The 24435-nt window shown below is 64.8% G+C and carries 20 protein-coding genes and 2 tRNA genes; 9 read left to right on the top strand and 13 right to left on the bottom strand.

Annotation, left to right across the window (positions count from 1 at the left end; genetic code table 11):
• Nucleotides 1-203: 203 nt before the first annotated feature.
• On the bottom strand, nt 204-1265 hold the full coding sequence (locus KW835_RS12575) for an aldo/keto reductase (RefSeq protein ID WP_218382757.1): 1062 nt from the start codon (nt 1263-1265) through the stop codon (nt 204-206).
• A gap of 214 nt (nt 1266-1479) precedes the next feature.
• Between KW835_RS12575 and KW835_RS12570 the strand changes: the two genes are divergently transcribed.
• The 8 genes from KW835_RS12570 (at nt 1480) to KW835_RS12535 (ending at nt 10055) form a co-directional block, all read left to right on the top strand.
• Nucleotides 1480-2388: an alpha/beta fold hydrolase gene (locus KW835_RS12570; protein ID WP_218382755.1), complete on the top strand. Its 909-nt coding sequence runs from the start codon at nt 1480-1482 to the stop codon at nt 2386-2388.
• Between the two features lie 199 nt (nt 2389-2587).
• Nucleotides 2588-3692 (top strand): peptide chain release factor 2 gene (prfB, locus tag KW835_RS12565; protein ID WP_218382754.1). Its coding sequence is split into 2 segments (ribosomal slippage): nt 2588-2668 and nt 2670-3692, totalling 1104 coding nucleotides; the frame shifts between segments, so codons are not numbered across the junction.
• Nucleotides 3693-3695: 3 nt separating this feature from the next.
• Nucleotides 3696-4409: an HAD family phosphatase gene (locus tag KW835_RS12560; RefSeq protein WP_218382752.1), complete on the top strand. Its 714-nt coding sequence runs from the start codon at nt 3696-3698 to the stop codon at nt 4407-4409.
• Complete coding sequence (gene pepN / locus KW835_RS12555) at nt 4393-7149, top strand: aminopeptidase N (protein ID WP_218382750.1); 2757 nt, start codon at nt 4393-4395, stop codon at nt 7147-7149. The genes KW835_RS12560 and pepN overlap by 17 nt, the downstream gene beginning before the upstream one ends.
• 14 nt (nt 7150-7163) lie before the next feature.
• Nucleotides 7164-8021 (top strand): tetratricopeptide repeat protein, encoded by an 858-nt coding sequence (locus KW835_RS12550; RefSeq protein WP_218382748.1) that lies wholly within the window; start codon nt 7164-7166, stop codon nt 8019-8021.
• Nucleotides 8022-8061: 40 nt separating this feature from the next.
• Nucleotides 8062-9069 carry a class 1 fructose-bisphosphatase gene (locus KW835_RS12545; protein WP_218382745.1) on the top strand — a complete coding sequence of 336 codons (1008 nt, stop codon included), beginning with the start codon at nt 8062-8064 and terminating at the stop codon, nt 9067-9069.
• A gap of 12 nt (nt 9070-9081) precedes the next feature.
• Nucleotides 9082-9157: transfer RNA gene (locus KW835_RS12540), tRNA-Thr, on the top strand.
• Between the two features lie 343 nt (nt 9158-9500).
• Nucleotides 9501-10055, top strand: coding sequence for an ATP-dependent Clp protease proteolytic subunit (locus tag KW835_RS12535; RefSeq protein WP_218382743.1), 555 nt, complete (start codon nt 9501-9503; stop codon nt 10053-10055).
• Nucleotides 10056-10550: 495 nt separating this feature from the next.
• Here KW835_RS12535 and KW835_RS12530 read toward each other — a convergent pair whose 3' ends face one another.
• The 5 genes from KW835_RS12530 to nirB all read right to left on the bottom strand — a co-directional run bounded on the left by KW835_RS12530 (nt 10551) and on the right by nirB (nt 17867).
• Nucleotides 10551-12302: a bifunctional protein-serine/threonine kinase/phosphatase gene (locus tag KW835_RS12530; protein WP_218382741.1), complete on the bottom strand. Its 1752-nt coding sequence runs from the start codon at nt 12300-12302 to the stop codon at nt 10551-10553.
• A 56-nt stretch (nt 12303-12358) separates the two neighbouring features.
• A complete protein-coding gene (locus KW835_RS12525; protein WP_218382731.1) occupies nt 12359-13171 on the bottom strand; it encodes a formate/nitrite transporter family protein in 813 nt (270 codons plus the stop codon).
• A gap of 312 nt (nt 13172-13483) precedes the next feature.
• Entirely contained in the window at nt 13484-14803 is a 1320-nt protein-coding gene (locus tag KW835_RS12520; protein WP_218382729.1) for a nitrate- and nitrite sensing domain-containing protein, read from the bottom strand.
• A 62-nt stretch (nt 14804-14865) separates the two neighbouring features.
• Nucleotides 14866-15222 carry a nitrite reductase small subunit NirD gene (nirD, locus tag KW835_RS12515; protein ID WP_218382727.1) on the bottom strand — a complete coding sequence of 119 codons (357 nt, stop codon included), beginning with the start codon at nt 15220-15222 and terminating at the stop codon, nt 14866-14868.
• Between the two features lie 101 nt (nt 15223-15323).
• Nucleotides 15324-17867, bottom strand: a complete 2544-nt coding sequence (gene nirB, locus KW835_RS12510; RefSeq protein ID WP_218382725.1) for a nitrite reductase large subunit NirB — start codon at nt 17865-17867, stop codon at nt 15324-15326.
• A gap of 586 nt (nt 17868-18453) precedes the next feature.
• Between nirB and KW835_RS12505 the strand changes: the two genes are divergently transcribed.
• Complete coding sequence (locus KW835_RS12505; protein ID WP_218382723.1) at nt 18454-18654, top strand: hypothetical protein; 201 nt, start codon at nt 18454-18456, stop codon at nt 18652-18654.
• A gap of 197 nt (nt 18655-18851) precedes the next feature.
• Here KW835_RS12505 and KW835_RS12500 read toward each other — a convergent pair whose 3' ends face one another.
• The 7 genes from KW835_RS12500 to rplT form a co-directional block, all read right to left on the bottom strand.
• Nucleotides 18852-19160, bottom strand: a complete 309-nt coding sequence (locus tag KW835_RS12500) for a single-stranded DNA-binding protein (protein ID WP_218382721.1) — start codon at nt 19158-19160, stop codon at nt 18852-18854.
• Nucleotides 19161-19389: 229 nt separating this feature from the next.
• Nucleotides 19390-19466, bottom strand: a tRNA-Pro gene (locus tag KW835_RS12495).
• A gap of 30 nt (nt 19467-19496) precedes the next feature.
• Nucleotides 19497-19931 carry a MerR family transcriptional regulator gene (locus KW835_RS12490; RefSeq protein ID WP_218382719.1) on the bottom strand — a complete coding sequence of 145 codons (435 nt, stop codon included), beginning with the start codon at nt 19929-19931 and terminating at the stop codon, nt 19497-19499.
• Nucleotides 19932-20033: 102 nt separating this feature from the next.
• The gene (locus KW835_RS12485) at nt 20034-20363 is read right to left on the bottom strand and encodes an integration host factor subunit alpha (protein WP_218382717.1); all 330 of its coding nucleotides are present in this window, start codon (nt 20361-20363) and stop codon (nt 20034-20036) included.
• A 38-nt stretch (nt 20364-20401) separates the two neighbouring features.
• Complete coding sequence (pheT, locus tag KW835_RS12480; RefSeq protein ID WP_218382715.1) at nt 20402-22849, bottom strand: phenylalanine--tRNA ligase subunit beta; 2448 nt, start codon at nt 22847-22849, stop codon at nt 20402-20404.
• A gap of 72 nt (nt 22850-22921) precedes the next feature.
• On the bottom strand, nt 22922-23974 hold the full coding sequence (gene pheS / locus KW835_RS12475) for a phenylalanine--tRNA ligase subunit alpha (protein ID WP_218382713.1): 1053 nt from the start codon (nt 23972-23974) through the stop codon (nt 22922-22924).
• A 101-nt stretch (nt 23975-24075) separates the two neighbouring features.
• Nucleotides 24076-24435 (bottom strand): 50S ribosomal protein L20, encoded by a 360-nt coding sequence (gene rplT / locus KW835_RS12470; RefSeq protein ID WP_218382698.1) that lies wholly within the window; start codon nt 24433-24435, stop codon nt 24076-24078.

Below are 24435 nucleotides of genomic sequence, written 5' to 3'. Positions count from 1 at the left end.
CCACTTGTTCAACAACGGCCAGTTTGAAGGCCATCGTGTAGTCACGCTGCGTTCTCTTGATGCCTGTATCCATGGCGTTTCTTCCTTTCGAGCATGGAAAGGTGTCAACGCTGGGCAGGACGGGTCAAAGACAAAACAAAGGGGCCTGCGCGGGCCCCTTTGTCTTTCACTCTTGCAGATCGCAGGGCCATGCCCTGCCCCGCTCACAGCGCCGGGTCACGCAGCTCCCAGCGGATCGCATCGATGTCCTTGAGCAGCTCGGGCGAGAGCTCGGTGCCCCAGGCGTTCAGGTCTTCATCAAGCTGCGCCACGGACGTCACGCCGATGATGGTGCTGGCCACCTGCCACTTGGTGTAGCAGAACGCCAGCGCCAGCTGCGTGGGCGTCATGCCGTTGGCGCGCGCCAAAGCGTTGTAGCGGCGCGATGCGGCCAGCGCCTCGGGGCGGCCCCAGCGCTGTTTGCGCACCGACTCATACGTGGCGATGCGCGCGCCCTGCGGAGCGCCCGGGCCCGTCAGGCCGCTGTCGTCGTACTTGCCGGTCAGCAGGCCAAAGCCCAGCGGAGAGTAGGCCAGCAGCGACACGTTCAGGCGGTGGCAGGTTTCGTCCAGGCCGTTTTCCCAGGTGCGGTTGATCAGGCAGTACGGGTTCTGCACGGTGGCCACGCGCGGCAGGCCGTGCTGCTCGGCCAGGCGCACGAATTCGTGCACACCGTACGGACTCTCGTTGGACAGGCCAATGTGGCGCACCTTGCCCGCCTTGACCAAGCCGGCCAGTGCTTCCAGTTGCTCGCGGATGGGGGTCTGCGACGTTTCCTTGGACGGGTCGTAGTACAGGTTGCCGAAGGCGGGTACGTGGCGCTCCGGCCAGTGGATCTGGTAGAGGTCGATCACGTCGGTCTGCAGGCGGCGCAGGCTGCCTTCGCACGAGGCCACGACGTCGGCCGCCGTCATGCCCTTGCCCTCGCGGACCCAGGGCATGCCACGCGAGGGGCCCGCCACCTTGGTGGCGACCACCAGCTTGTCGCGTGCGCCGGGGTTCTTCGCAAACCAGTTGCCGATGATGGTTTCGGTGGCGCCGAAGGTCTCGGCCCGGGCGGGCACCGAGTACATCTCTGCCGTATCGATGAAGTTCACACCGCGGTCGAGCGAGCGCGCCAGGATGGCGTGCGCATCGGCCTGTGCCACCTGCTCGCCGAAGGTCATGGTGCCCAGGCAGATGGGTGTGACCTGCAGATCGCTGGTGCCGAGTTGAATTTTTTGCATGGAAAGAAGGATGACAAGCAAAGAAAAGGACTGCGCAGAATAATGGATTTCGCTGGGCTGTGCCGAACCCGGGACGGCTGGGGCTGTACCCCGCAGCCGCGCAGGCGACACCCGAGGATGCGGGCCCAGCGAGCTCCCCATTACCATGCAGGGCACCCGCAAAGCCATCGCTTTTCGGGATCCCGCCGCCCGACCCTTGCTTGCGCCGCCGCCCATGTACACCCCCTTCAAGCCCTCTCGCAGCAGCACGCTGTCTCTGCGCCACCTGAACTACCACGTCCGCCACTGGGGCCCCGAGCAAAGCCCGCTGCCCACGCTGGTGCTGCTGCACGGCTGGATGGACGTGAGCGCCTCCTACCAGTTCACGGTGGACGCACTGCTGCAGGAGCGGCGCATCATCGCGCCCGACTGGCGCGGCTTCGGTCTGACATCCAACGCCCAGGCGGACCACTACTTCTTTGCCGATTACCTGGCCGACCTGGACCTTCTGCTGGACCACTACGCCCCCGGCGAAGCCGTCGACCTCGTAGGCCACAGCATGGGCGGCAACATCGCCATGATGTACGCGGGTGTGCGGCCCGAGCGCATCCGCCGCCTGGTCAACCTCGAAGGCTTCGGCATGCCCGCCACGCGGCCCGATCAGGCGCCCAGGCGCTATGCGCAGTGGATCGACGAGCTCAAGCAGTTGCGCAGCGGCGAGCTGGCCCTGAAGACCTACGACAGCCAGGACGGCGTGGCCCGTCGGCTGATGAAAACGAACCCGCGCCTGTCCCAAGACAAGGCCCAATGGCTGGCCGGCCACTGGGCGCGGCCCAATGCGCAGGGCCAGTGGGAGATCCTGGGCGACCCGGCCCACAAGATCACCAGCGCGCAGCTGTACCGGCTGGACGAGGCGCTGGCACTGTACGACCGCATCGCCGCGCCCGTGCTGGCCGTGGAAGCCAGCGACGACAGCCTGGGCCAGTGGTGGAAGGGCAAGTACAGCCTTCAGGAATACCACCAGCGGCTGACCCACGTGCGCGACGTGCGCACCGCTGTCGTGCAGGACGCGGGGCACATGCTGCACCACGACCAGCCCGGGCAAGTGGCGCAACTGATCGAAGCGTTCCTGGCCACCGACTGAAGCGTTTTCAAGAAAATGCCCTCCAACGCTTTACCAGCAAGCGCGAGCAGCTATCATTTTTGAATTACCCGGTCACTCGCAGAGGTGCGGCGCGCCCTCTCTGTGCCGGCAGGCAGCACTCCTGAGGGCTTTGCGGGGGCCAGAGGCCGTCCCATGAGAAAATCGCGGGTTATTCCACAGAACACCCAGGACAAGAATCATGGACGCAGAACGCATCAACCTCATCGGCACCACCCTCGACGACCTGGCTCTGCGCACGCAAGAGTTACGGAGGTATCTTTGACTTCGATGCCAAATTCGAACGCCTGCGCACGGTAAACGCATCGCTGGAAGACCCTTCGGTCTGGAACGACCCGAAGAAGGCCCAGGAGCTGGGCAAGGAACAAAAATCGCTATCGAGCGTGGTCGTCACGCTCGACAAGCTCACGCGCGAGCTGGCCGACAACGCCGAGCTCTATGAAATGAGCAAGGAAGAAGGCGACGAGCCTGGCCTGCTCACCATCGAGGCCGAGACCGCCAAGTTGCGCCCGCTCATCGAAGAGCTGGAGTTCCGCCGCATGTTCAGCCAGGAGGCCGACCCGCTCAACTGCTTCGTCGACATCCAGGCCGGCGCCGGCGGTACCGAGGCCTGCGACTGGGCCAGCATGCTGCTGCGCCAGTACCTCAAGTACGCCGAGCGCAAGGGCTTCAAGGCAACCGTCGAGGACGAAACCCCCGGCGACGTGGCCGGCATCAAGAGCGCCACGATCAAGATCGAGGGCGAATACGCCTTTGGCCTGCTGCGCACCGAGACCGGCGTGCATCGCCTGGTGCGCAAGAGCCCGTTCGACAGCTCGGGCGGGCGCCACACCTCGTTCGCGTCGCTGTTCGTCTACCCCGAGATCGACGACTCCATCGAGATCAACATCAACCCGGCCGACGTGCGCACCGACACCTTCCGCGCATCGGGCGCGGGCGGCCAGCACATCAACAAGACCGACTCGGCCGTGCGCCTCACGCACATTCCCACCGGCATCGTCGTGCAATGCCAGGACGGCCGCAGCCAGCACAGCAACCGCGACGTGGCCTGGCAGCGGCTGCGCAGCCGCCTGTACGACTACGAACTGCGCAAACGCCAGGAAGAGCAGCAAAAGCTCGAGGACACCAAGACCGACGTGGGCTGGGGCCACCAGATCCGCTCGTACGTGCTGGACAACAGCCGCATCAAGGACCTGCGCACGAACGTCGAGATCTCGGCCACGCAGAAGGTGCTGGACGGCGACCTGGACGCGTTCATCGAAGCGTCGCTCAAGCAGGGCGTCTGACCCATGGCCGCCATCCCGCTGCTGCGCACTGAAGGCGCCCCCGCGCACACTGAAGCCATCATCTTCGACATGGACGGCACCATGATCGACTCCATGCCCTGGCACGCCAAGGCCTGGGTCGAGTTCACGCGCCGCCGGGGCATGCACATCGACGTGCCCGACCTCATGGCCCGCACCACGGGCAAAAATGGCACCGAGTGCATCGTGGAACTGCTGGGCCGCGCGGTCTCGCAGGATGAGGCCGATGCGCTGACGCACGAGAAGGAAACCATCTACCGCGAGTTGTTCGCCCCTCGCTTTGCTGAAGTGGCCGGCTTTCGCCGGTTTGCGGCAGAGGTGCATGCGCGGGGTCTCAAGGTGGCGGTGGGCACTGCGGGGGACATCGGCAACGTGGAATTCGCCCTGGGCCACCTGGGCCTTGCGCCCGCGCCGCTGGCCATCGTGCGCGGGGACGAGGGCCTGCCCGGCAAGCCCCAGCCCGCCATCTTTCTGGAGGCCGCGCGCCGCATCGGCGCCACCCCCGAGCACTGCATCGTTTTTGAAGACGCGCCATTTGGCATCGAGGCCGCGCGCCGCGCCGGCATGCGCGCCGTGGCGATCTGCAGCACGCACAGCGCCGATGAACTGGCTGGGCCCCACGTGGTGGCCGCCGTGCGCGACTACACCGAACTCATGAACACCGACTTTCTGGAGAGCATCCATGTTGCAACTGCATAAAGCCGACGCAAGCGCAGACGCCGCGGCCCACCCGGCTGCCGTCCGCCGCGAGGACTACACCGCCCCCGCCTACTGGATCGACAGCGTCGAGCTGACCTTCGACCTGGATCCGAACAAGACGCGCGTGCTCAACCGCATGACCCTGCGCCGCAACCCCGACGTGGCCGCGCAGCCGCTCAAGCTCGACGGCGACGAGCTGAACCTGGCGCGCGTGCTGGTCAACGGCCAGGGCACCTCGTTCAAGATGGAAGGCCCGCGCCTGGTGCTGGAGAACCTGCCTGAGGGCGAAGAGCCCTTCGCCCTCGAGATCTTCACCACCTGCTGCCCTGCCAAGAACACCAAGCTCATGGGCCTGTACGTGAGCCAGGGCACGTTCTTCACGCAGTGCGAGGCCGAAGGCTTTCGCCGCATCACCTACTTCCTGGACCGTCCCGATGTGATGGCCAGCTACACCGTCACGCTGCGCGCCGACAAGGCCCAGTACCCGGTGCTGCTCAGCAACGGCAACCTGGTGGACAGCGGCGCACTGGAAGACGGCCGCCATTTCGCCAAGTGGGTCGACCCGCACAGGAAACCCTGCTACCTGTTCGCCCTGGTGGCGGGCAAGCTGGTGGCGCGCGAGCAGCACATCAAGAGCCGCTCGGGCACAGACCACCTGCTGCAGGTCTACGTGCGCCCCGGCGACCTGGGCAAGACCGAACACGCGATGAACTCGCTGATGTACAGCGTGGCCTGGGACGAGGCCCGCTTCGGCCTGCCGCTGGACCTGGAGCGCTTCATGATCGTCGCCACCAGCGACTTCAACATGGGCGCCATGGAAAACAAGGGCCTGAACATCTTCAACACGAAGTACGTTCTGGCCAGCGAAGCCACGGCCACCGACACCGACTTCGCCAACATCGAAAGCGTGGTCGGCCACGAGTACTTCCACAACTGGACCGGCAACCGCGTGACCTGCCGCGACTGGTTCCAGCTGAGCCTGAAGGAAGGACTCACCGTCTTTCGCGACCAGGAATTCAGCATGGACCTGGCCGGCAGCCCGTCGGCCCGCGCCGTCAAGCGCATCGAAGACGTGCGCGTGCTGCGCACCGCGCAGTTCCCTGAAGACGCCGGCCCCATGGCCCACCCGGTGCGGCCCGACAGCTACGTCGAGATCAACAACTTCTACACCGTCACCATCTACGAAAAGGGTGCCGAGGTCGTGCGCATGCAGCACAACCTGGTGGGCCGCGAAGGCTTCGCCAAGGGCATGAAGCTGTACTTCGAGCGCCATGATGGCCAGGCCGTGACCTGCGACGACTTCGTGCAGGCCATCGCCGATGCCAACCCCGCCAGTCCGCTGGCGCTGCACCTGCCCCAGTTCAAGCGCTGGTACAGCCAGGCCGGCACGCCGCGCGTGCGCGCCACGGGCCGTTACGACGCCGCCACGCGCTGCTACGCACTCACCCTGGCGCAAAGCTGCGCCGCCACGCCCGGGCAAAGCGAGAAGCTGCCGTTCGTGATCCCGGTGGAGCTGGGCCTGATCGACGCGGCCACCGGCACGGCCGTGGCCCTGCAACTGTCGGGCGAAGGCTCAGCCGATGCAGCGGCGCCCACGACCTCGCGCGTCGTCGTGCTCACAGAAGCCTCGCAGACACTCACCTTCACCAACGTCGACGCCGAGCCCGTGCCCTCGCTGCTGCGCGGGTTCAGCGCCCCGGTGGTGCTGGACATCGACTACACCGACGCCCAGCTCCTGGCCCTGCTGGCGCACGACACCGATGCCTTCAACCGCTGGGAAGCCGGCCAGCGCCTGGCCCTGCGCATTGCTATCAAGTCAATAGCTGACAGGGCACAACAGACAAGCGCCAGCGGCCGATTCGACCACCAAATCCTGCCTGCAGAGTTTGTGGATGCCATGCGTGCAGTGCTGCGCAACCCGCTGCTGGACGCCGCGTTCAAGGAACTGGTGCTCACCCTGCCATCCGAAACCTACATCGCCGAGCAGATGGAGGTGGTGGACCCCCAGCGCATCCACGCCGTGCGCGAAGCCATGCGCGAACAGCTGGCCGTCTCGCTGCAAGCCGACTGGCAGGCCGTCTGGGAGCAGAACCAGGACACCGGCGGCTACAGCCCCGACCCGGTCTCCTCGGGCCGCCGCGCGCTCAGCGGCCTGGCGCTGCACATGCTGTGCATCGCCGCGCAGAAGACCGGCGACACCGTGTGGCCCGGCAAGGCGTTGCAGCGCTTCAAGACGGCTGGCAACATGACCGACCGCTTCAATGCCCTGACAGCCCTGGTGGCCAGCGGCAATGAGCTGGCGGCGCCTGCCCTGGCGCGCTTTCATTCGATGTTCAAGGACGAGCCGCTCGTCATCGACAAATGGTTCGCGCTGCAGGCCGGCGCGCCGGACCGTGGCGGCAACGTGCTGCCCGCCGTGCGCCAGCTCATGCAGCATGCGGACTTCAGCCTGAAGAACCCCAACCGCGCGCGCAGCGTGATCTTCAGCTACTGCAGCGCCAACCCTGGCGCCTTCCACCGCCCTGACGCCGCAGGCTACGTGTTCTGGAGCGACCGCGTGATCGAGCTCGATGCGATCAATCCGCAGGTTGCCGCCCGCCTGGCGCGCGCGCTGGACCGCTGGAAGAAGCTGGCCGAGCCCTGGCGTACCGCCGCCCGCGAGGCCATCGCCCGCGTCGCCGCCAGGCCGGACCTGTCCAACGACGTGCGCGAGGTGGTCACCCGCGCGCTGGCCGACTGAACCAGGCTCTCTGCATGGCCCTGTTCTCACGCTCCTCCACGAGCCCGGCGCAGCAGTTTGCGCAGCGGTTCAACCCGCTGCGCGACACCGTGTACGACGAAGGCGCGATGTTCAGCGGCTCGGCCATGTCGGCCGACCTGGCAGCGCTGCGCCCTCTGGCAGAAGGCCTGGGCGCCGAATCCTCGGAACTGGCCCAGTTGCTGTGGCTGCAGTTCGTCGTGTATTCCAAGCGGCAGATGGACGACGAAGGCCTGCCCCTGGGCCTGCGGGCGCTGGCGATCCGCGCGGCACTGGGCGACCTGACGCCCACCGACCGCTACCAGCAGCACTACGCCATCGGCGAATCGGCGCTGCAGTCCGAGGAATACGACACCGCCATCGAGCACCTGCGCCAGTCGGCGCTGTGGGCCAACCATGACGGCGCCGTGCTGAGCCTTGAGCAGAAGCTGGGCATCCGCGAAGAGATCGGCTACGCCCTGCACGAAGCCGGCCGCTTCGCCGAAGCGCTGGCCCACAACCAGCAACTGCTGGGCGATGCGCAGACCGCTTTTGGCTCCGACAAGGACGCGCGCCTGTCAGGACTCATCAACAACCTCGCGCAAAACGCCTACGAACTGGGCGACGCGGCCCAGGCGCGCCACTACCTTGCACAGCGTCTGGCGCTGGGCCAGGCGCTGCATGATGACGACATCGTGCTGGACACACTGTTTCAGCAAGGCGTGCTCGCCCACGAGGGCGGCGACACCGCGCTGGCCCGCAGCCTTTTCCAGCAACGCGTGACCATCGCCCATGCCAGCGGCGACGACGACCTGCTGGCCGAGACTGAGGCGACGCTGGCCGAGCTGGCTGAACGCGAGCAGTCGTCGCGGTAACCCCTTTCACAATACCCCCAAGCCCAAGGACGAACCACCGATGAGCTCCCGAATTTCCCTCACCCGCTACCTGGTCGAGCAGCAACGCATCGACGGGCTCATTCCCTCGCAGCTGCGCCTGCTGCTCGAAGTGGTGGCCCGCTCGTGCAAGAGCATCAGCCAGGCCGTCAACAAGGGCGCGCTCGGTGGCGTGCTTGGCTCCGCCTCCAGTGAAAACGTGCAGGGCGAAATCCAGAAAAAACTGGACATCATCGCCAACGAAGTGCTGATCGAAGCCAACGAATGGGGTGGCCACCTGGCAGCCATGGCCTCCGAGGAAATGGACGGCATCTACCTGGTGCCCAACCGCTACCCGCAGGGCGAATACCTGCTGCTGTTCGATCCCCTGGACGGCTCCTCCAACATCGACGTGAACGTGAGCATCGGCACCATCTTCAGCGTGCTCAAGAAGCCGGATGACGACCGCGGCGTGGAGGCCGGCGACTTTTTGCAGCCCGGCACGGCGCAGGTGGCCGCTGGCTATTGCATCTACGGCCCGCAGACCACGCTGGTGCTGACAGTGGGCGACGGCGTGGCGATGTTCACGCTGGACCGCGAGCAAGGCTCCTTCGTGCTGACCGAAGAGAACGTGCGCATTCCCGAGGACACCAAGGAATTCGCCATCAACATGAGCAATATGCGCCACTGGGACGAGCCCGTGAAGCGCTACATCGACGAATGCCTGCAGGGCAAGGACGGCCCGCGCGGCAAGGACTTCAACATGCGCTGGATCGCGTCCATGGTGGCCGACGTGCACCGCATCCTGACCCGCGGCGGCATCTTCATGTACCCCTGGGACAAGCGCGAGCCCAACAAGCCCGGCAAGCTGCGCCTGATGTACGAGGCCAACCCCATGGGCTGGCTGGTCGAGCAGGCCGGCGGCGCGGCCACCAACGGCAAGCAGCGCATTCTGGACATCCAGCCCACGCAGCTGCACGAACGCGTGAGCGTCATCCTCGGCTCCAAAAATGAGGTCGAGCGCGTGACAAGTTACCATTCCACGCTATAATCTTAGGCTTACGCCGGTGTAGCTCAGTCGGTAGAGCAGCTCATTCGTAATGAGAAGGTCGGGTGTTCGATTCATCTCTCCGGCACCAAATGAAAAGCCCTGATTCGCAAGAGTCAGGGCTTTTTTGTTTTGGGCGATTCAAGGACTGCTGGCAGACCCGGTGTTGCGGCTCACAGAAGCCATGGCCGAGATCTTCGTAGATCGCGGCCATGGCTCCGATTGTGTTGCATCGAGAACAACGTGCCACGACTCCCCGGCTGGCAGCCAAGACACCACCACATCGGCCCCCATCCCAGGCCGGTTGGCCGCTTGGCGGTCCCACTACAAGTACGGGTGCGGCCGTCCTACGCCAACCGAGGCGAGCGTCACTAAGCTGGCTGGGGCAACGGCACCCGCCGCCATGCACTTCTCGACGCAACCCCCTTCCCACCATGCCAACAAAAATTCCATCGCTATCCCCCGACATCCGCCTCTTTGGAGACGTGAACGAGAACATGCTTTCAGAGTTCTTTCGGCAGCAGGCAGAGGCGAACAAGGACGGCCCCATCGTGTTTGAACTGAGTACCTCCGGAGGCGATGCCGAGGTGGGACGCCGGATTGCAGAAGAGCTCAGGCTTTGGCAGATGGGCGGCGCACGCATCTACTTTCTCGGCAAAACCTATGTCTATTCGGCAGGCGTCACGATCATGTCGGCCATTCCCAAAGGGCAGAGGTTCCTGACGGAGGATTGCGAACTGCTGATCCACGAACGCAAGATGACGGCCACCGTCAGCCTGGACGGCGCACTGAGAAGCTGTCGAGCGAAAGTGAACGACGTCTTGGCGCAAATTGAATCGGGACAGAGGCTTCAAAGCGAGGGCTTCGCCAGGTTGGCGGAAGGCTCCGCTCTCACGGCTGAGGAAATCGAAAGGCGCGTACTGGACAAGGACTGGTATCTGACGGCCAAGGAGGCCCTGGAGCATGGTCTGGTTGCATCCGTCATCTGAATCATTCAAGCAGCCCGTGGAGTTCACGGATTTCATTCAATGGCCCGCCTTCGGGACGGGGCTCAATGCGGCGTACTCGGTCCCGACCACCCCACCGGCCTGAGCGGGCCCGCTGTCAGTTCTCCGGGCAAGTTTCGTAGAAGCCCAGGGTGCCTTTTGCATCCCATCGCGCCCGTAATTCGGTGTTGAATTGAATGATCTTTGCGTGGGGCGTGGAACGGCACGCAGAGATGTGGACATTGTTCGGTTGGCGGCGGACAACTTCGTCCACGACAGGGGTTGCGAGCGCCGACATCACATTTCCGACTCGGTACTGGGAAGGAAGAATCTGAACATTCAAGGTGTCGGGTGTGCTCGCGCACCCAGCCAGCAATGCTGCGCAAATCAGTAAGCAACTGTGAGTCATGGTCTGGGGAATCCTTGGCGCCGAAAAGGTCGACGCTTTTCACCAGAGCTTAACTTGCGCCGCGGCAGGGTGTTGGTGGCGCGACACGGTCAGATGCCGAAGACCCGCGCGCCCACGAGTGCCACCACCGCCAGCCCCAGCAACAGGCTGGTCGCCTGCCAGAACACCACGGGATTGCGCTGTGCCAGCGGCACCGCACGGTGGCGCAGTTGGTGAAACTGCGGGCCGGGCGTGTTGAGGTCGTGCAGGAACTCGGACACCACCTCCTGGCGTTTGGTGGGGTCCGGGCTCAGGGCCTTTTGCAACACGCCGTCGAGCCAGTGCGGCATATCGGGCCTGAAGTGGCGCACCGGCACATACCTCAGCGCCCGAATGTCGCCGGCCGACCTGATGCGCACAACCTGCAATCCGTAGGGCAGTTGCGCCGTCAGCATCTGATAGGCGAGCACTGCGAGCGCGAACAGGTCGGCCCGGGCGCTGCCCTCCTGCCCCGCGAAGTATTCAGGCGCCGTGTATTGCAGTGTGCCGGGAATGATGTCGGCCCGTTGATCCGGGGCCGCCTCCTCCAGCCCGGCGACCCGTGCCGAGCCGAAGTCGATGATGCGGATGGTGCCCTCGCGGTCGATCATCACATTCTCCGGCCGCAGATCCTGGTGCAGCATTTCCTTGCCGTGCAGCGCCTGCAGCCCCTTGCCCACCTGCACGATGATGCCGCGCACCGTTGCAAGGTCCGGGCGCGGATGGTCGATCATCCATTGCGCCAGCGTCTGCCCGTCCACGAACTCCATGGCGACGTACACATGCCTGCGTGGACGGTCGTGCACGTGGGGTCTCAGTACATGCGGGCTGTGGACGCGTCTGGCCACCCATTCCTCAAGCATGAAGCGGTCCATATGGAACGCGTCGCCCGCCACGTCAACAGACGGTGTCTTGAGCACCACCTGCTGTTGCGTGTGCTCATCCACCGCCAGGTACACGTGGCTGCGAGCACTGGCATGCAGTTCCCGCACGATGCGAAACCCCTCGAATTGCGCGCGCGGCGCCAGCAGCGGTGTGACGGCCAGATCCTCGCGCAGCGCCTGCAGGCCGCGCAGCGGCACCTCGGGCAACGCGTCGATGCGCAGCAGTTGCACGGTCATATCGTCGTCTGAGCCCTGTGCCTGAGCGCTGTCCACAAGGGCCTGGGCGGCACGGTCCCAGTCGTTGGAAAAGCGATGGAGCGCATCGTGCACCGCGGCCGCATCGAAGTGCAGGTACGCACCGTCGGTCGCCAGCACGTAAACCGCCCCCACCTCGGCCGGCAGGCTGCGGTAGTCCATCTCCACGTTGGCGCCCGTACCCAGCGCGCGACCCAGAAATGACTCCACCGACGAGAGGTGCACGCGGTGGTCCTGCGTCAAGGGCTCCAGCGACTGAGGATGCAAGCGGTAGATCCGCGAGTCGCCCACGTGCAGCAGATGCACCTCGCGACCCTTGAGCACCAGGGCGCTGAAGGTGCAGACGTAGCCCCGGTCCTTGTCGAAGCGGGCGTTGCTGCGCATGGTTTGCGCGTGCAGCCATGCATTGGTGGCGCCCAGCACGCGCTGCGCCGACCGGCGCACAGACCAGGCCTCCGACGTGGCGTAATAGTCATCCAGGAAGCTGCGCACCGCTGCAGCGCTGGCCTCCTGGCTGACCGCACTGGAGCCGATGCCATCGGCGAGCGCCAGCGCAATGCCCTTGGTACTGCGCAAAGGCTCCGTCGGCAGCACGGCGCCATGGAAGTCCTGGTTGACCCCGCCGTGCCCCGCGCGCGAGTGCTGGCCCAGCGTGACGCGCAAGGTGTTGTGCTGGCTGCTCATCGCACAGGTCGTTGTACATGCAGGCGGGGCCGGACCAGTCAGGCCCCGCATGGCCTTCAGGCCACCTTGCGCTTGGGGGCAGTCTTGTAGTGGGTGGAGTAGAGCATGGCCCCCACGAAGGTCAGACCACCCACCAGGTTTCCGATCACCGTGGGGATTTCGTTCCAGACCAGATAGTCCATGACGGTGAAGTTGCCGCCCAGCAGCAGGCCCGAAGGGAACAAGAACATGTTGACGATGCTGTGCTCGAAACCCATGTAGAAGAACAGCGCGATGGGGATCCACATGCCGATGGCCTTGCCCGACACCGAAGTGGACATCATGGCCGCCACCACGCCGGTGGACACCATCCAGTTGCACATGACGCCACGGATGAAGAGTGTCAGCATGCCGGCTGCGCCGTGCGCGGAATAGCCCACGGTGCGGCCTTCGCCGATGTGACCGATCTTCACACCCACGGCATTGGGCGCTTCGCTGAACCCGAAGGTGAAGATGATGGCCATGAACAGGGCCACCATGAAGGCGCCCGCGAAGTTGCCGCAGAACACCAAGGTCCAGTTGCGAAAGACGCCACCCCAGGTGGCGCCAGGGCGCTTGTCGAGCACGGCCAATGGCACCAGGGTGAACACACCGGTCAGAAGGTCATAACCCAGCAGGTAAAGCAGGATGAAGCAGCCCGGGAAAAGCAGCGCGCCCAGCAATGCATTGCCGGTGTTGACCGTGATGGTGACCGCGAAGGCGGCGCCCAAGGCCAGCATGGCACCAGCCATGAACGAGCGGATCAGCGTGTCACGGGTGGACATGAGCAGCTTGGATTCGCCGGCGTCGACCATCTTGGTCACGAATTCGGAAGGGGCGAGATAGGCCATGGAATTTCCTTGGAGAAGACGCAAAAAAAAAGAAAACGGCGTCCAGCGCGTTGCCCGGCCTTCAGCCGGTGCAGCACAGGGACGCCGTTATCCTTGGATGCGCGTTTTCCGTGGTCCCGCGCACCCTTCAATGGTGGCGGGAAGGAACATGGAGGGCCGTCGTCAGCACCCCACTTGCAATGGGATAAGCAAGTTCCGTACCTTTGCAGGGCGGCATTGCCGGCGTGTCGCAGAGCCGGTTTGCCTGCACGTGACGGTGCCGCACACAGCGGAGTGCATCGCTCGCGTGCAGCCGGGCACCCAGTTGGATCGCTATGTGGGCGTCTTTGGGGCACGCAGGCCCTGCTGCAGTGCGACGGCCAGATCCGGCAGAGACAGTGTGGCCTCGGCCACATCCAGCAAGCGGCGGTTCTGGTCCATGGAGGTCTTTTGCAGCACCCGGAAGGCCACCTCCTCATTCATGCCAAGCCGCGCCATCAGCACGCCCTTGGCCCGCTCGATGACCTTGCGTTCATTGAGGGTGCGCCGCGCCGCGTCGAGCTCCGCCTCCATGCCGGCCATGCGTGCCGACTGCGCCTGCAGCAGGTCGAGCAACGACGCGGACTCGCCGGCATAGGCGCTTGCAGGCTGCTGCGCCGGCAATGCTGCCGGCGTCAGCGCCATGTCGAAGAAGCGGTCCACCGCGTGCGTACGCTGCGGCGGGTTGTCGCGCAAGCCGCGCAGCAGCCCCTTGGAGTCCTGCAGGTCCTGCTGCGCCTCTGCGATACGGGCCTGGCAGTCTTCGCGCAGCCGCTCCACCAGCGCGACCTGCAGTTGCCACAATGCGTCGATGCGTTCGGTGCACACGTCGAACCAGGTATCGCTGAGATCACTGTCCAGCAAGGCACCGGGGCGCGCAACGCACAGCGTTCGGCGCAACCGCTCGAGCTGCGCCACACCGGGCGCCAGTTGCTGCTGCTCCCAACGGGCGCGCAGCGCCGGTTCGGCAAATTCGGAAAAGACACGCAGGCTGCGCTCCTGCGCGTCGATCAGGTGCAGCACACGCTGCTGGAGCGCATCGCTGCTGCTGCCCGAGGCATACAGCAGCGCCCCGAGCGCGCGCTCCTGCCCGGCCTCTTCCTGGGCCTGCACGAGGTGCAGCAGGCCCACAAGCAGGCGCGAGACGCTGGGCAGGCCAGCGGCGTCCGCGACATGGAACACGAGCTCGACAAGACCCGCGATGAGGTGACTGTACGCGGCCACGGAGTCTTGCGCAGACATTGCCTGCCGCTCGACCTGGCCGCGCAGGGCCGGTAGCGACTCCATGCCCAGCAGCGCCCATGCCATGAGCGAGAGCGCCTTGGCCGTGGCACCCTGCGCCGGCTCCACATGCTCCGCAAAGACCTCGCGCAGCCGGGCTTCCAGCAGCACCACCTCATCCACTCTCTTGCGGCGCACATCGGCAAAGCGCTGGCCGCGCGATGCCAGGTACACCCCGGAGGCACCACGCTCGCGCTGCAGACCCTGGATCAGTTGCCCCACCACGTCCACCAACTCCGCACGGCTGGCCAGATGCCGCACGGCATCTATCTCGAGCTGCTTGGAGCGCAGGACGAGGTTCGAGACGGACAAAGGCGCAACCGGGTCAAGCATGCAGGGGTCCTGGTGAAAGGGCTTTCGGGCGCCGGGCGCCATGTCATCGCGGAAAGGCTGGATCAGACCACGGCCACACTGACGCGGCCGCCATCAACGCGCACGACATGGGCCTGCACCGACTGCTCGGGCATTTCAAGGCATTCGCCGGTGCGCAGATCGAAGTGATTCTTGTACAGCGGTGAGGCCACGACAACGCGTTCGCCTATGTTACCGATGAGACCGCGCGACAGCACGCTGGCGCCGGATTTGGGGTCTATGTTGTCGATGGCGAAGAAACTGTCGACGCCGAGGCGAAACACCGCCACGTGCCGATTGGCCACCAGCGCGCATACGCCGGTGCTGGGCAGGATGTCATCGACCGCGCAGATGTCGGTCCATGCAAGGTTTTCCGGGGTGCTTTGGGAAAGTGCGCTCATGAAAGTTCTCCGTAGTCAGTTGGTTCGGCCCGGTGTCCACCAAGCCGCCCCGCCACTGGCGCAATGCAGCCATCGCGAAGCGGCTCGGCCGGTGCACCGTGTCACGCGGCCTGGGCGATGGGGATGACCTTGACCGAGCCGCGCGATCGCTCGTCAGCCGTTGCGGGACGAATCTGGCCACGCTCTTCGACGAACAACACGTTCTCATCGCCCTTCTCGCTGTTCACGAACGAGCGGAAGCGCTTGCGCGTCTCGGGGTCGGTCACGGCGGTCTTCCATTCGCACTGGTAAGTGCTCACCACGTGCTGCATCTGCGCCTCGAGCTCGTCGCACAGACCCAGGCTGTCCTTTTGCAGCACGTCCTTGAGGTAGTCGAGGCCCCCTTCGAGGTTCTCGCGCCAGGTGCTGGTGCGCTGGAGCCGGTCTGCCGTGCGCACGTAGAACATGAGCACGCGGTCGATCATGCGCACCAGGTCTTCCTTCGTCAGGTCGGACGAGAACAGCTCGGCATGGCGCGGCTTCATGCCGCCGTTGCCGCAGATGTACAGGTTCCAGCCCTTCTCGGTGGCGATGATGCCGATGTCCTTGCCCTGCGCTTCGGCGCATTCGCGCGTGCAGCCCGAGACGCCGAACTTGATCTTGTGGGGGGCGCGCAAGCCCTTGTAGCGGTTCTCCAGCTCAACGGCCAGACCTACGCTGTCGCCCACGCCATAGCGGCACCAGGTCGAGCCCACGCAGCTCTTGACCGTGCGCAGCGACTTGCCGTAGGCGTGGCCCGACTCGAAGCCGGCGGTGATCAGCTCTTCCCAGATCAAGGGCAACTGCTCCAGGCGTGCGCCGAACATATCCACCCGCGCTCCGCCCGTGACCTTGGTGTACAGGCCGTACTTCTTGGCCACCCGGCCCACAGCGATCAACCCGTCTGGGGTGACCTCGCCGCCAGGCATGCGCGGAACCACCGAGTAGGTGCCATCCTTCTGGATGTTGCCCAGATAGTAGTCGTTGCTGTCCTGCAGGCCGGCGAGTTCCTTCTTGAGCACGAACTCGTTCCAGCACGAGGCGAACACACTGGCTGCCACGGGCTTGCAGATGTCGCAGCCCAGGCCCTTGCCATGCTTTGCCAGCAGGTCTTCGAAGCTCTTGATCTGGCCCACGCGCACCAGGTGGTAGATCTCCTGGCGCGAGTGCGCGAAGTGCTCGCAGATGTGGTTGTTGACCGCCATGCCACGGCGCGCCATCTCGGCCTTCATGACCTGGGTGACCAGGGGCACGCAGCCGCCGCAGGTGGCGCCCGCCTTGGTGCAGGCCTTCATCTCAGCGATGGTGCATGTGCCATTGCCCACGGCTTCGCAGATGCTGCCTTTGGTGACGTTGTTGCATGAGCAGATCTGGGCCGTGTCGGGTAAGGCATCCACGCCCAGGCCGGGTTTGGCCTTGCCGTCGCTGGACGGGAAGATCAGGAACTCGGGGTCTTCCGGCAGCGGGATGCCGTTCAGGGCCATCTGCAGCAAGGTGCCGTACTCGGTGGCGTCGCCGATCAGCACGGCGCCCAGCAGCTGCTTGCCGTCTTCGCTGATGACGATCTTCTTGTAGACCTGGCGGCGCTCGTCCACATACTGGCATGTGCGGCTGTGCGGGGTCTTTCCATGGGCATCGCCGATGCTGGCCACGTCCACGCCCATCAGCTTGAGCTTGGTGCTCATGTCGGCGCCGACAAACGCGGCGCCGGCATCGCCTGCGATGTGGCGGGCAGCCACGCGGGCCATGTCGTAGCCCGGGGCCACGAGGCCGAAGGTCTGCTCGTTCCAGGACGCGCATTCACCAATGGCATACACATCGTGGTCGCTGCTGCGGCAGGCGCTGTCGATGGCCACGCCACCGCGCGGGCCGATGGCCAGCAGGCTCTGGCGGGCCAGTTCGTCGCGCGGGCGGATACCGGCGGAGAACACGATCATGTCGGTCTCGAGCCACGTGCCATCCGCAAACACCATGCGGTGGCGCGCGCGGGCGCCGTCGGTGATTTCCTGCGTGTTACGGCCTGTGTGCACCTGAACGCCCAACTCTTCGATCTTGGCGCGCAGCACACGGCCACCGCCTTCGTCCACCTGCACGGCCATGAGCCGCGGCGCAAACTCGACCACATGGGTCTCCAGGCCCATGTCGCGCAGCGCCTTGGCGCATTCAAGGCCCAGCAGACCACCGCCCACGACCACGCCGGTCTTCGATTTGGCGCCCGAGGCCTGCATGGCCTCCAGGTCTTCGATGGTGCGGTAGACGAAGCAGTGGTCGCGGTCGCGCCCCGGCACCTGGGGAACGAAGGGGTTGGAGCCAGTGGCCAGCACCAGCTTGTCGTAGTGGAGCACCTCGCCGTCTACCGTGGTCACGGTGCGAATGCGGCGGTCCACCGAAGCGGCCCGCGCCGCCAGGCGCAGGGTGAAGCCAGTGCGCTCAAAGAAACCAGGTTCGACCAGGGAGAGTTGCTCGGCCGTGGTGCCGCTGAAAAAGGCAGACAGGTGCACCCGGTCGTAAGCGGCGCGGGGTTCCTCGCACAGCACGGTGACGTCAACGCCGGTCATCCCGGTCTCGGCCAGGCTTTCGAGGAACTTGTGGCCCACCATTCCGTGGCCGATGAGAACAATTTTCATGATCGTGGTCCTGCAATGACCCGGGCAGCCTGGAGGGCTCGAAGCAGGGTGCCATGTGCGGGGCCGGTATGGCGGACCACGCACCTCACCCTCCGCGGTTGCACGGGTGTGGTTTGGAACAGCCAGGCGAAGGCTTCGGGGCCGAGGATCGCCTGGGTTCCGCCATCATTAGCGGAGGGTTGTTATCAGTCCGCAGGCAGCATCACCGACGGGGTACGGTCGAATTCGCAATATCCATGCCAAGACTGATTGGCCATGCCGGTCAACGCATGCACTCGGCTTGCGAGCAGCCGTGGCACAGACACATCGTGGCGCGGGCGAAGTCGCATCAATGCGGTGCATCGCATCCCCAACATAGGGCGAATACAGGTGATGGACCTTGGCATGGCACGGCGGCCCGAGGAAGCGGGCAAGGGTACGCCGATGGCCGGCTTCAAAACGTTGGCTGATGTGAGCCCGCCCCGCGCGGCTCGGCGTGGTTTGCGGCACTGTTGCCATTTTTTCGTTTTCAAACCCGCTCACACAGCGCAAACTTGCGCCAAAAGCACTAGCCGCAGTATAAAAAACGTCGACCCGGGACATCGCCATGACTGAACGCAGAACCACCACAGACAGGCGCAGCGGCAAGGACCGCAGGCAGGAAGAAAAGGGCCCGCCCACCAATTATGAGCGGCGCCGTACAGTGGAAGCCCGGCAGCCCGAATTGACCGAATTGCACTTGAGCGAAGATGAACTGCGGGCACTCGGGTTCGCGCAGGAAGACTCCATCCCCAAAAAACAGGGCTGAGCTGGCGCCGCTTGCCGACACCGTGATCGCAGGGCCACGCCACACTCGGCACTGCGCCCGCGCAACACATACGACCACATATGTCGGAGATGGGTTGAAGATGCCTCGACGATGCCCGGGCGCACGCACCAAGCCCGCGCGCAGCGTGTCATCTTCGGCGCTCAAGGCCCCTCCAAGGCCCCGGGGGAGTACACGCCCTACAGATCTTCCGGCAAACCCATCGTGACAACCCGATGGGCCACCATGTCCAGCGCGGGCCGCGCATTGCCCTGCTTGTCGGTCCAGACCTTCGGCGCAAGACTCCCGGCCAACGCAAGCGCGTCGCCGTCATGCAGCCGATGCAGCGCCGCCCGCACGCCGCCATCGAAGGCGATGACATTCACGAACAAGGTCTCGCCATCGGCCGTCGCGGCGCGTACCCGCGCCACACTGAAGAGTTTTCCGGCCTTGTCCGTCCGCTGTTCGGGATCGCCATACAGACGCCCTGCCACCAGCCCATCGATCATGTGAATCCTTGACCCGCCACCACCTCAAGGTGCGCACACGGGCATTTGTTTTTTCGGCTTGCAATGGCGTCAGCCGCAGCAGGCGGTGGCGTGGAGTGCCACTGCGCTATTGCACAACCCGCGCAGGTAGCGGCACCGTGACGCGGGTGCTGCGTGCCGAACGTACATTCCGAACGAGCGCGCCAGCAAAAAAGCCCAGAACCTTTCGATTCTGGGCTTTTGCTATCAATGGTCGGCGTGGCGGGATTCGAACTCGCGACCCCTTGCACCCCATGCAAGTGCGCTACCAGGCTGCGCTACACGCCGACAAGACTTAGATTATATGCAGAAAAAACACTAGTTCGGCGAAAGTAGCGCACGAATCTCAAATAATTCTTTGCGCACGGCATTCGAGTCCAGGGAGTAACCCACGGCATCGATGGACAAGGTCTGCGCGGTGTCGATCAGCATGCTCGGCAATTCGGAATCCGCCTCTGCTGCATTGACGCTGTCGCTTGCGCCATCGCGTGATGGATGCGCCAACTCCTGGAGCCGGTTGCGTGCGCCGCTGATTGTGAACCCCTGGTCGTACAGCAGGTCACGGATCCGGCGGATCATCAGCACTTCGTGGTGTTGGTAATAGCGGCGATTGCCGCGCCGCTTCATGGGCCGCAGCTGCGTGAATTCCTGCTCCCAGTATCGCAGCACATGAGGCTTGACGCCACACAGCTCCGCCACCTCACCGATGGTGAAGTAGCGCTTGGCGGGTATGGAAGGAAGGAGTGTGCCCATGAAAGAAGGGATTCAGACCACGGAGCCGCGTAGCGTACTGCAGAGACGCAAAGACCGCCAGTGAGCAGCAACATTCCGGTCACAAAAACCGTACAAATTAACTCAGGGCGCCACGGGTGCAGTCTGAATCTGCTCCTTGAGCTTGCTGCTGGCGTGGAACGTCACCACGCGGCGCGCCTTGATCGGAATGGCCTCCCCCGTGCGGGGGTTGCGGCCCGGGCGCGGCGCCTTGGTGCGGATCTGGAAGTTGCCAAAGCCCGAGAGCTTGACGTCCTTGCCCTCCACCAGACTTTGCGCGATGAGGTCGAAGAACGCGTCGATCATGTCCTTGGATTCGCGCTTGTTCAGGCCGATCTGGTCGAACAGCAGATCTGCAAGCTGTGCCTTGGTCAGGGCCGGTGTCTCCAGGCTTTCGACGGCGAACTCGATCATGGTGTCACTCCCTCTCTCGGTCAATGTCATCATTGTCATTACACGCGCAGACGCGCACCGGTGCGCTCGGTCAATTGGCCGACAATGGCCTGCACGGCTGCCTCGATCTCGGCCTCGGTCAGGGTAGCTTCGTCGCGCGCCAAGGTCAGGCGCACAGCCAGGCTCTTCTCGCCCTGAGCCAGGCCACCGGCCGGAGCCTCTTCGCCTGCGCGCAGGGGCTTGGGACGGTACACGTCGAACAGCACGGCCGAGCGCAGCAGCCCACCGGGCGCTCCCTGCTGCACCGCTGCCATGATGTCGGCATGCGTCACGCGTTCGGCCACCACCACGGCCAGGTCGCGCTCGACGGCCTGGTGTTTGGCCACAGACCTGAACTGCGGCACTACACGCTGCAGCACGGCATCAAGCTCGAGCTCGAACATCACGGGCGCGAGCGGCAGGTCCCAGGACTGGCGCCATTGCGGATGCAGTTCGCCCACGAAGCCGATGGCACGCCCGCCCACCACCACGCGCGCGCAGCGGCCGGGGTGCATGGCGGGGTGGGAAGCGGGCTCGAAGCTGGCCTGCAGCGGGGCCAGCAGGGCCTCGACGTCGCCCTTCACATCGAAGAAGTCGATGGACTGCTTTTCGCGGCCCCATTGCAAAGTGTCGGCGGGGCCATAGGCCAAGCCGGACACCCGCATGGGCTGATCAAACCCTTCGACGGTGGTGTCGGTGTTGCGCACGGATGCATCGCGCAGGAACACCCGGCCGAGCTCGAACACGCGCACTCGCTGGGCCTTGCGGTCCAGGTTGAACTTCAAGACCTGCAGCAGCGAACCAAGCAGGGTCGAGCGCATGACGCTCATCTGGCTCGCGATAGGGTTGAGCAGCTTGATAGGCTGCGCATTGCCAGCCAACTCGTGCTCCCAGCTCTCTTCAACGAAGCTGAAATTGATGGTCTCCTGGTACCCCTGCGCCGCGAGCGCGCGGCGCACGGCAAACGGGCTGCGCGTGGCTTCGGGCGGCAGCTTGGGCGTGATGGGTGCCAGGGGCGGCGTGGTGGGCAAGTTGTTGTAGCCCACCATCCGCGCCACTTCTTCGATCAGGTCTTCCTCGATGGTGATGTCGAAGCGGTAGGCGGGCGGCGTGACGGTGAGCGTGCCTTCGCCCTGCACCACCGGCAGGCCCAGGCGCGACAACGCGTCGGCGCACTGCGCCTGCGTGAGCGGCATGCCGATGACCTTCGAAGCACGCGCCACGCGCAGCGTGACAGGCTGGGGCACCGGCAGGTTCACGGACTGGTCGTCCATGGGGCCGCACACGGTATCTGGCGTACCGCAGATGTCGATGACCAACTGGGTGATGCGTTCGATGTGTTCGACCGTCAGGCTCGGGTCCACGCCGCGTTCGAAGCGGTGGCCGGCATCGGTGGAGAAGTTGAAGCGGCGCGAGCGCCCTGCCACGGCCTTGGGCCACCAGAAGGCAGCCTCGATGTAGATGTGCTTCGTGTCGTCTGACACCGCCGTGGCGTCGCCACCCATGATGCCGGCAAGCGACTCGACCTGCTGGTCATCGGCGATCACGCCCACCTTGTCGTCCACGGTGATGGTGTTGCCGTTGAGCAGCTTGAGCGGCTCGCCCGGCTTGCCCCAGCGCACATCCAGGCCGCCGTGGATCTTGTCCAGATCAAAAATGTGCGACGGCCGGCCCAGCTCGAACATCACATAGTTGGAGATGTCCACCAACGGCGACACGCCACGCTGGCCGCAGCGCGCCAGGCGGTCCAGCATCCACTGGGGCGTGGCAGCGCGAGTGTTCACGTTGCGCACGATGCGGCCGGAAAAGCGGCCGCACAGGTCGGGGGCGCTCACCTTCACGGCCAGCTTGTCAGACAGCTTTGCGGGCACGGCGGGGAACGACGGCTGCTGCAGCGGCACGCCGGTGAGGGCCGACACTTCGCGCGCAATGCCGTACACGCTGAGGCAATGCGCCAGGTTGGGCGTGAGCTTGAGCGTGAACAGCGTGTCGTCAAGGTTCAGATGGGTGCGGATGTCCTGGCCGACGGGCGCGGCAGCGTCCAGCTCCAGGAGACCTCCATGGTCCTCGGACAGCTTGAGTTCGCGGGCCGAGCACAGCATGCCCTGGCTTTCCACCCCGCGCAGCTTGCCGACCTTGATGAGGAACGGCTTGCCATCATCGCCAGGCGGCAGCTCGGCGCCCACCAGGGCGCACGGCACCTTGATGCCCACGCGGGCATTGGGCGCGCCGCACACGATGTTGAGCAAGGCGCCCTGCCCCACATCCACCTGGCACACGCGCAGGCGGTCCGCGTCGGGGTGCTGCACAGCTTCCTTGATCTCTCCCACAACGATCTTGGTGAAGGGAGGCGCCACGGGGCGCAGCTCTTCGACTTCCAGACCGGCCATGGTCAGCGTCTCGGCCAACTCGGCCGTCGAAAGGGGCGGGTTGCAGAACTCGCGCAACCAGGATTCAGGAAATTGCATAGTCGGACTCTTGTTCTAAGGGGTCGGCGCGCCGCCCACAGGCAGCGCGCGTCACGAAATGGCGGGCGTGGCTTACTGGAACTGCGACAGGAAGCGGATGTCGCCGTCAAAGAACAAGCGCAGATCGTTCACACCGTAGCGCAGCATGGTCAGGCGGTCGGGGCCCATGCCAAAGGCAAAGCCGATGTACTTTTCGGGATCGAGGCCCATGTTGCGCACCACATTCGGGTGCACCTGGCCGGAGCCCGCCACTTCCAGCCAGCGGCCGGCCAGCGGGCCGGTCTGGAACTGGATGTCGATCTCGGCGCTGGGCTCGGTGAAGGGGAAAAAGCTGGGGCGAAAGCGCAGTACCAGATCGTCGCTTTCGAAGAAGGTGCGGCAAAACCCCGTGAAGATCACCTTCAGGTCCTTGAAGCTCACGTTCTCGCCGACCCACAGGCCTTCGCACTGGTGGAACATGGGCGAGTGCGTGGCGTCGCTGTCCACGCGGTAGGTGCGGCCCGGCGCGATCACACGAATCTCGGGCATGGCCTGACCGGCGTCCAGCAGCGCGCGGTGCTTCTTCACATGCTGGACAGCATGGCGGATCTGCATGGGGCTGGTGTGCGTGCGCAGAAGGTTGGGGGCGGTGTCAGTGCCGCCCTCTACGTAGAAGGTGTCGTGCATGGATCGCGCAGGATGGTCTTCCGGCGTGTTCAGTGCAGTGAAATTGAACCAGTCAGTCTCGATCTCGGGGCCCTGAGCCACGTCGAACCCCATGGAGCCGAAGATGCCTTCGATGCGCTCGAGCGTGAGCGACACAGGGTGCAGCCCCCCCTGCCCGCGCTGGCGGCCAGGCAAGCTCACATCCAGGGCTTCGGCCTTGAGCTGCACCTGCAACTCGGCATCGGCCAGCGCCTGGCGCCGCGCCGTGAGAGCGGCTTCGATGGCCTGCTTGGCAACGTTGATGGCAGCACCGCGGGATTTCTTCTCCTCTACGGACAGCTGCGCCATGCCCTTCATGAGCTCGGTCACGCGACCCGACTTGCCCAGAAACTGCGCCTTGGCGTTTTCCAGATCAGCAGGGGTGGTGCTTTGGCCAAACAGTTGCGTCGCGCTTTCGACCAGGGAATCCAACTCGTTCATATCGACTCTTGAAAATGAACAAGGGCTAGCGCTTTTTCAAGCCCTAGCCCTTGCTGTTATAGCGCGAGCAGCTATCAAAAAGATAGCTGCCCATCGTGAACTCAAGCAGCCAGTTTGGCCTTGACTTGGCTAACGATGCTGCCAAACGCAGCCTTGTCGTGCACTGCGAGGTCGGCCAGCATCTTGCGGTCGATCTCGATGGAAGCCTTCTTCAGGCCGTTGGCGAACTGGCTGTAGGTCAGGCCCAGTTCACGGGCAGCGGCGTTGATACGGGCGATCCACAGCTGGCGGAACACGCGCTTCTTGTTGCGGCGGTCACGGTAGGCATATTGCCCAGCCTTCATTACCGCCTGTTTGGCGATACGGAAGACGTTACCGCGGCGACCACGGAAGCCCTTGGCAAGGGCGAGAACTTTCTTGTGACGGGCACGGGCCGTTACACCACGTTTGACGCGAGGCAT

This window comes from Acidovorax sp. sic0104, from assembly GCF_019219095.1.
Lineage (GTDB): Bacteria > Pseudomonadota > Gammaproteobacteria > Burkholderiales > Burkholderiaceae_C > Acidovorax.
The sequence above is the reverse complement of the archived record's forward strand: the minus strand, read 5'-3'. Positions and strand labels throughout refer to the sequence as shown.

Excerpts from the sequence above, each read along its gene's own strand:
- KW835_RS12570 (WP_218382755.1), top strand. The coding sequence starts at position 1,480 with ATGTACACCCCCTTCAAGCCCTCTCGCAGCAGCACGCTGTCTCTGCGC.
- KW835_RS12560 (WP_218382752.1), top strand. The coding sequence starts at position 3,696 with ATGGCCGCCATCCCGCTGCTGCGCACTGAAGGCGCCCCCGCGCACACT.
- KW835_RS12550 (WP_218382748.1), top strand. The coding sequence starts at position 7,164 with ATGGCCCTGTTCTCACGCTCCTCCACGAGCCCGGCGCAGCAGTTTGCG.
- KW835_RS12490 (WP_218382719.1), bottom strand. The coding sequence starts at position 19,931 with ATGGGCACACTCCTTCCTTCCATACCCGCCAAGCGCTACTTCACCATC.
- KW835_RS12525 (WP_218382731.1), bottom strand. The coding sequence starts at position 13,171 with ATGGCCTATCTCGCCCCTTCCGAATTCGTGACCAAGATGGTCGACGCC.
- KW835_RS12535 (WP_218382743.1), top strand. The coding sequence starts at position 9,501 with ATGCCAACAAAAATTCCATCGCTATCCCCCGACATCCGCCTCTTTGGA.
- pepN (WP_218382750.1), top strand. The coding sequence starts at position 4,393 with ATGTTGCAACTGCATAAAGCCGACGCAAGCGCAGACGCCGCGGCCCAC.
- KW835_RS12485 (WP_218382717.1), bottom strand. The coding sequence starts at position 20,363 with ATGATCGAGTTCGCCGTCGAAAGCCTGGAGACACCGGCCCTGACCAAG.
- KW835_RS12520 (WP_218382729.1), bottom strand. The coding sequence starts at position 14,803 with ATGCTTGACCCGGTTGCGCCTTTGTCCGTCTCGAACCTCGTCCTGCGC.
- KW835_RS12545 (WP_218382745.1), top strand. The coding sequence starts at position 8,062 with ATGAGCTCCCGAATTTCCCTCACCCGCTACCTGGTCGAGCAGCAACGC.
- KW835_RS12530 (WP_218382741.1), bottom strand. The coding sequence starts at position 12,302 with ATGAGCAGCCAGCACAACACCTTGCGCGTCACGCTGGGCCAGCACTCG.
- nirB (WP_218382725.1), bottom strand. The coding sequence starts at position 17,867 with ATGAAAATTGTTCTCATCGGCCACGGAATGGTGGGCCACAAGTTCCTC.
- KW835_RS12575 (WP_218382757.1), bottom strand. The coding sequence starts at position 1,265 with ATGCAAAAAATTCAACTCGGCACCAGCGATCTGCAGGTCACACCCATC.
- nirD (WP_218382727.1), bottom strand. The coding sequence starts at position 15,222 with ATGAGCGCACTTTCCCAAAGCACCCCGGAAAACCTTGCATGGACCGAC.
- pheT (WP_218382715.1), bottom strand. The coding sequence starts at position 22,849 with ATGCAATTTCCTGAATCCTGGTTGCGCGAGTTCTGCAACCCGCCCCTT.
- pheS (WP_218382713.1), bottom strand. The coding sequence starts at position 23,974 with ATGAACGAGTTGGATTCCCTGGTCGAAAGCGCGACGCAACTGTTTGGC.
- KW835_RS12500 (WP_218382721.1), bottom strand. The coding sequence starts at position 19,160 with ATGATCGATGGGCTGGTGGCAGGGCGTCTGTATGGCGATCCCGAACAG.
- KW835_RS12505 (WP_218382723.1), top strand. The coding sequence starts at position 18,454 with ATGACTGAACGCAGAACCACCACAGACAGGCGCAGCGGCAAGGACCGC.
- rplT (WP_218382698.1), bottom strand. The coding sequence starts at position 24,435 with ATGCCTCGCGTCAAACGTGGTGTAACGGCCCGTGCCCGTCACAAGAAA.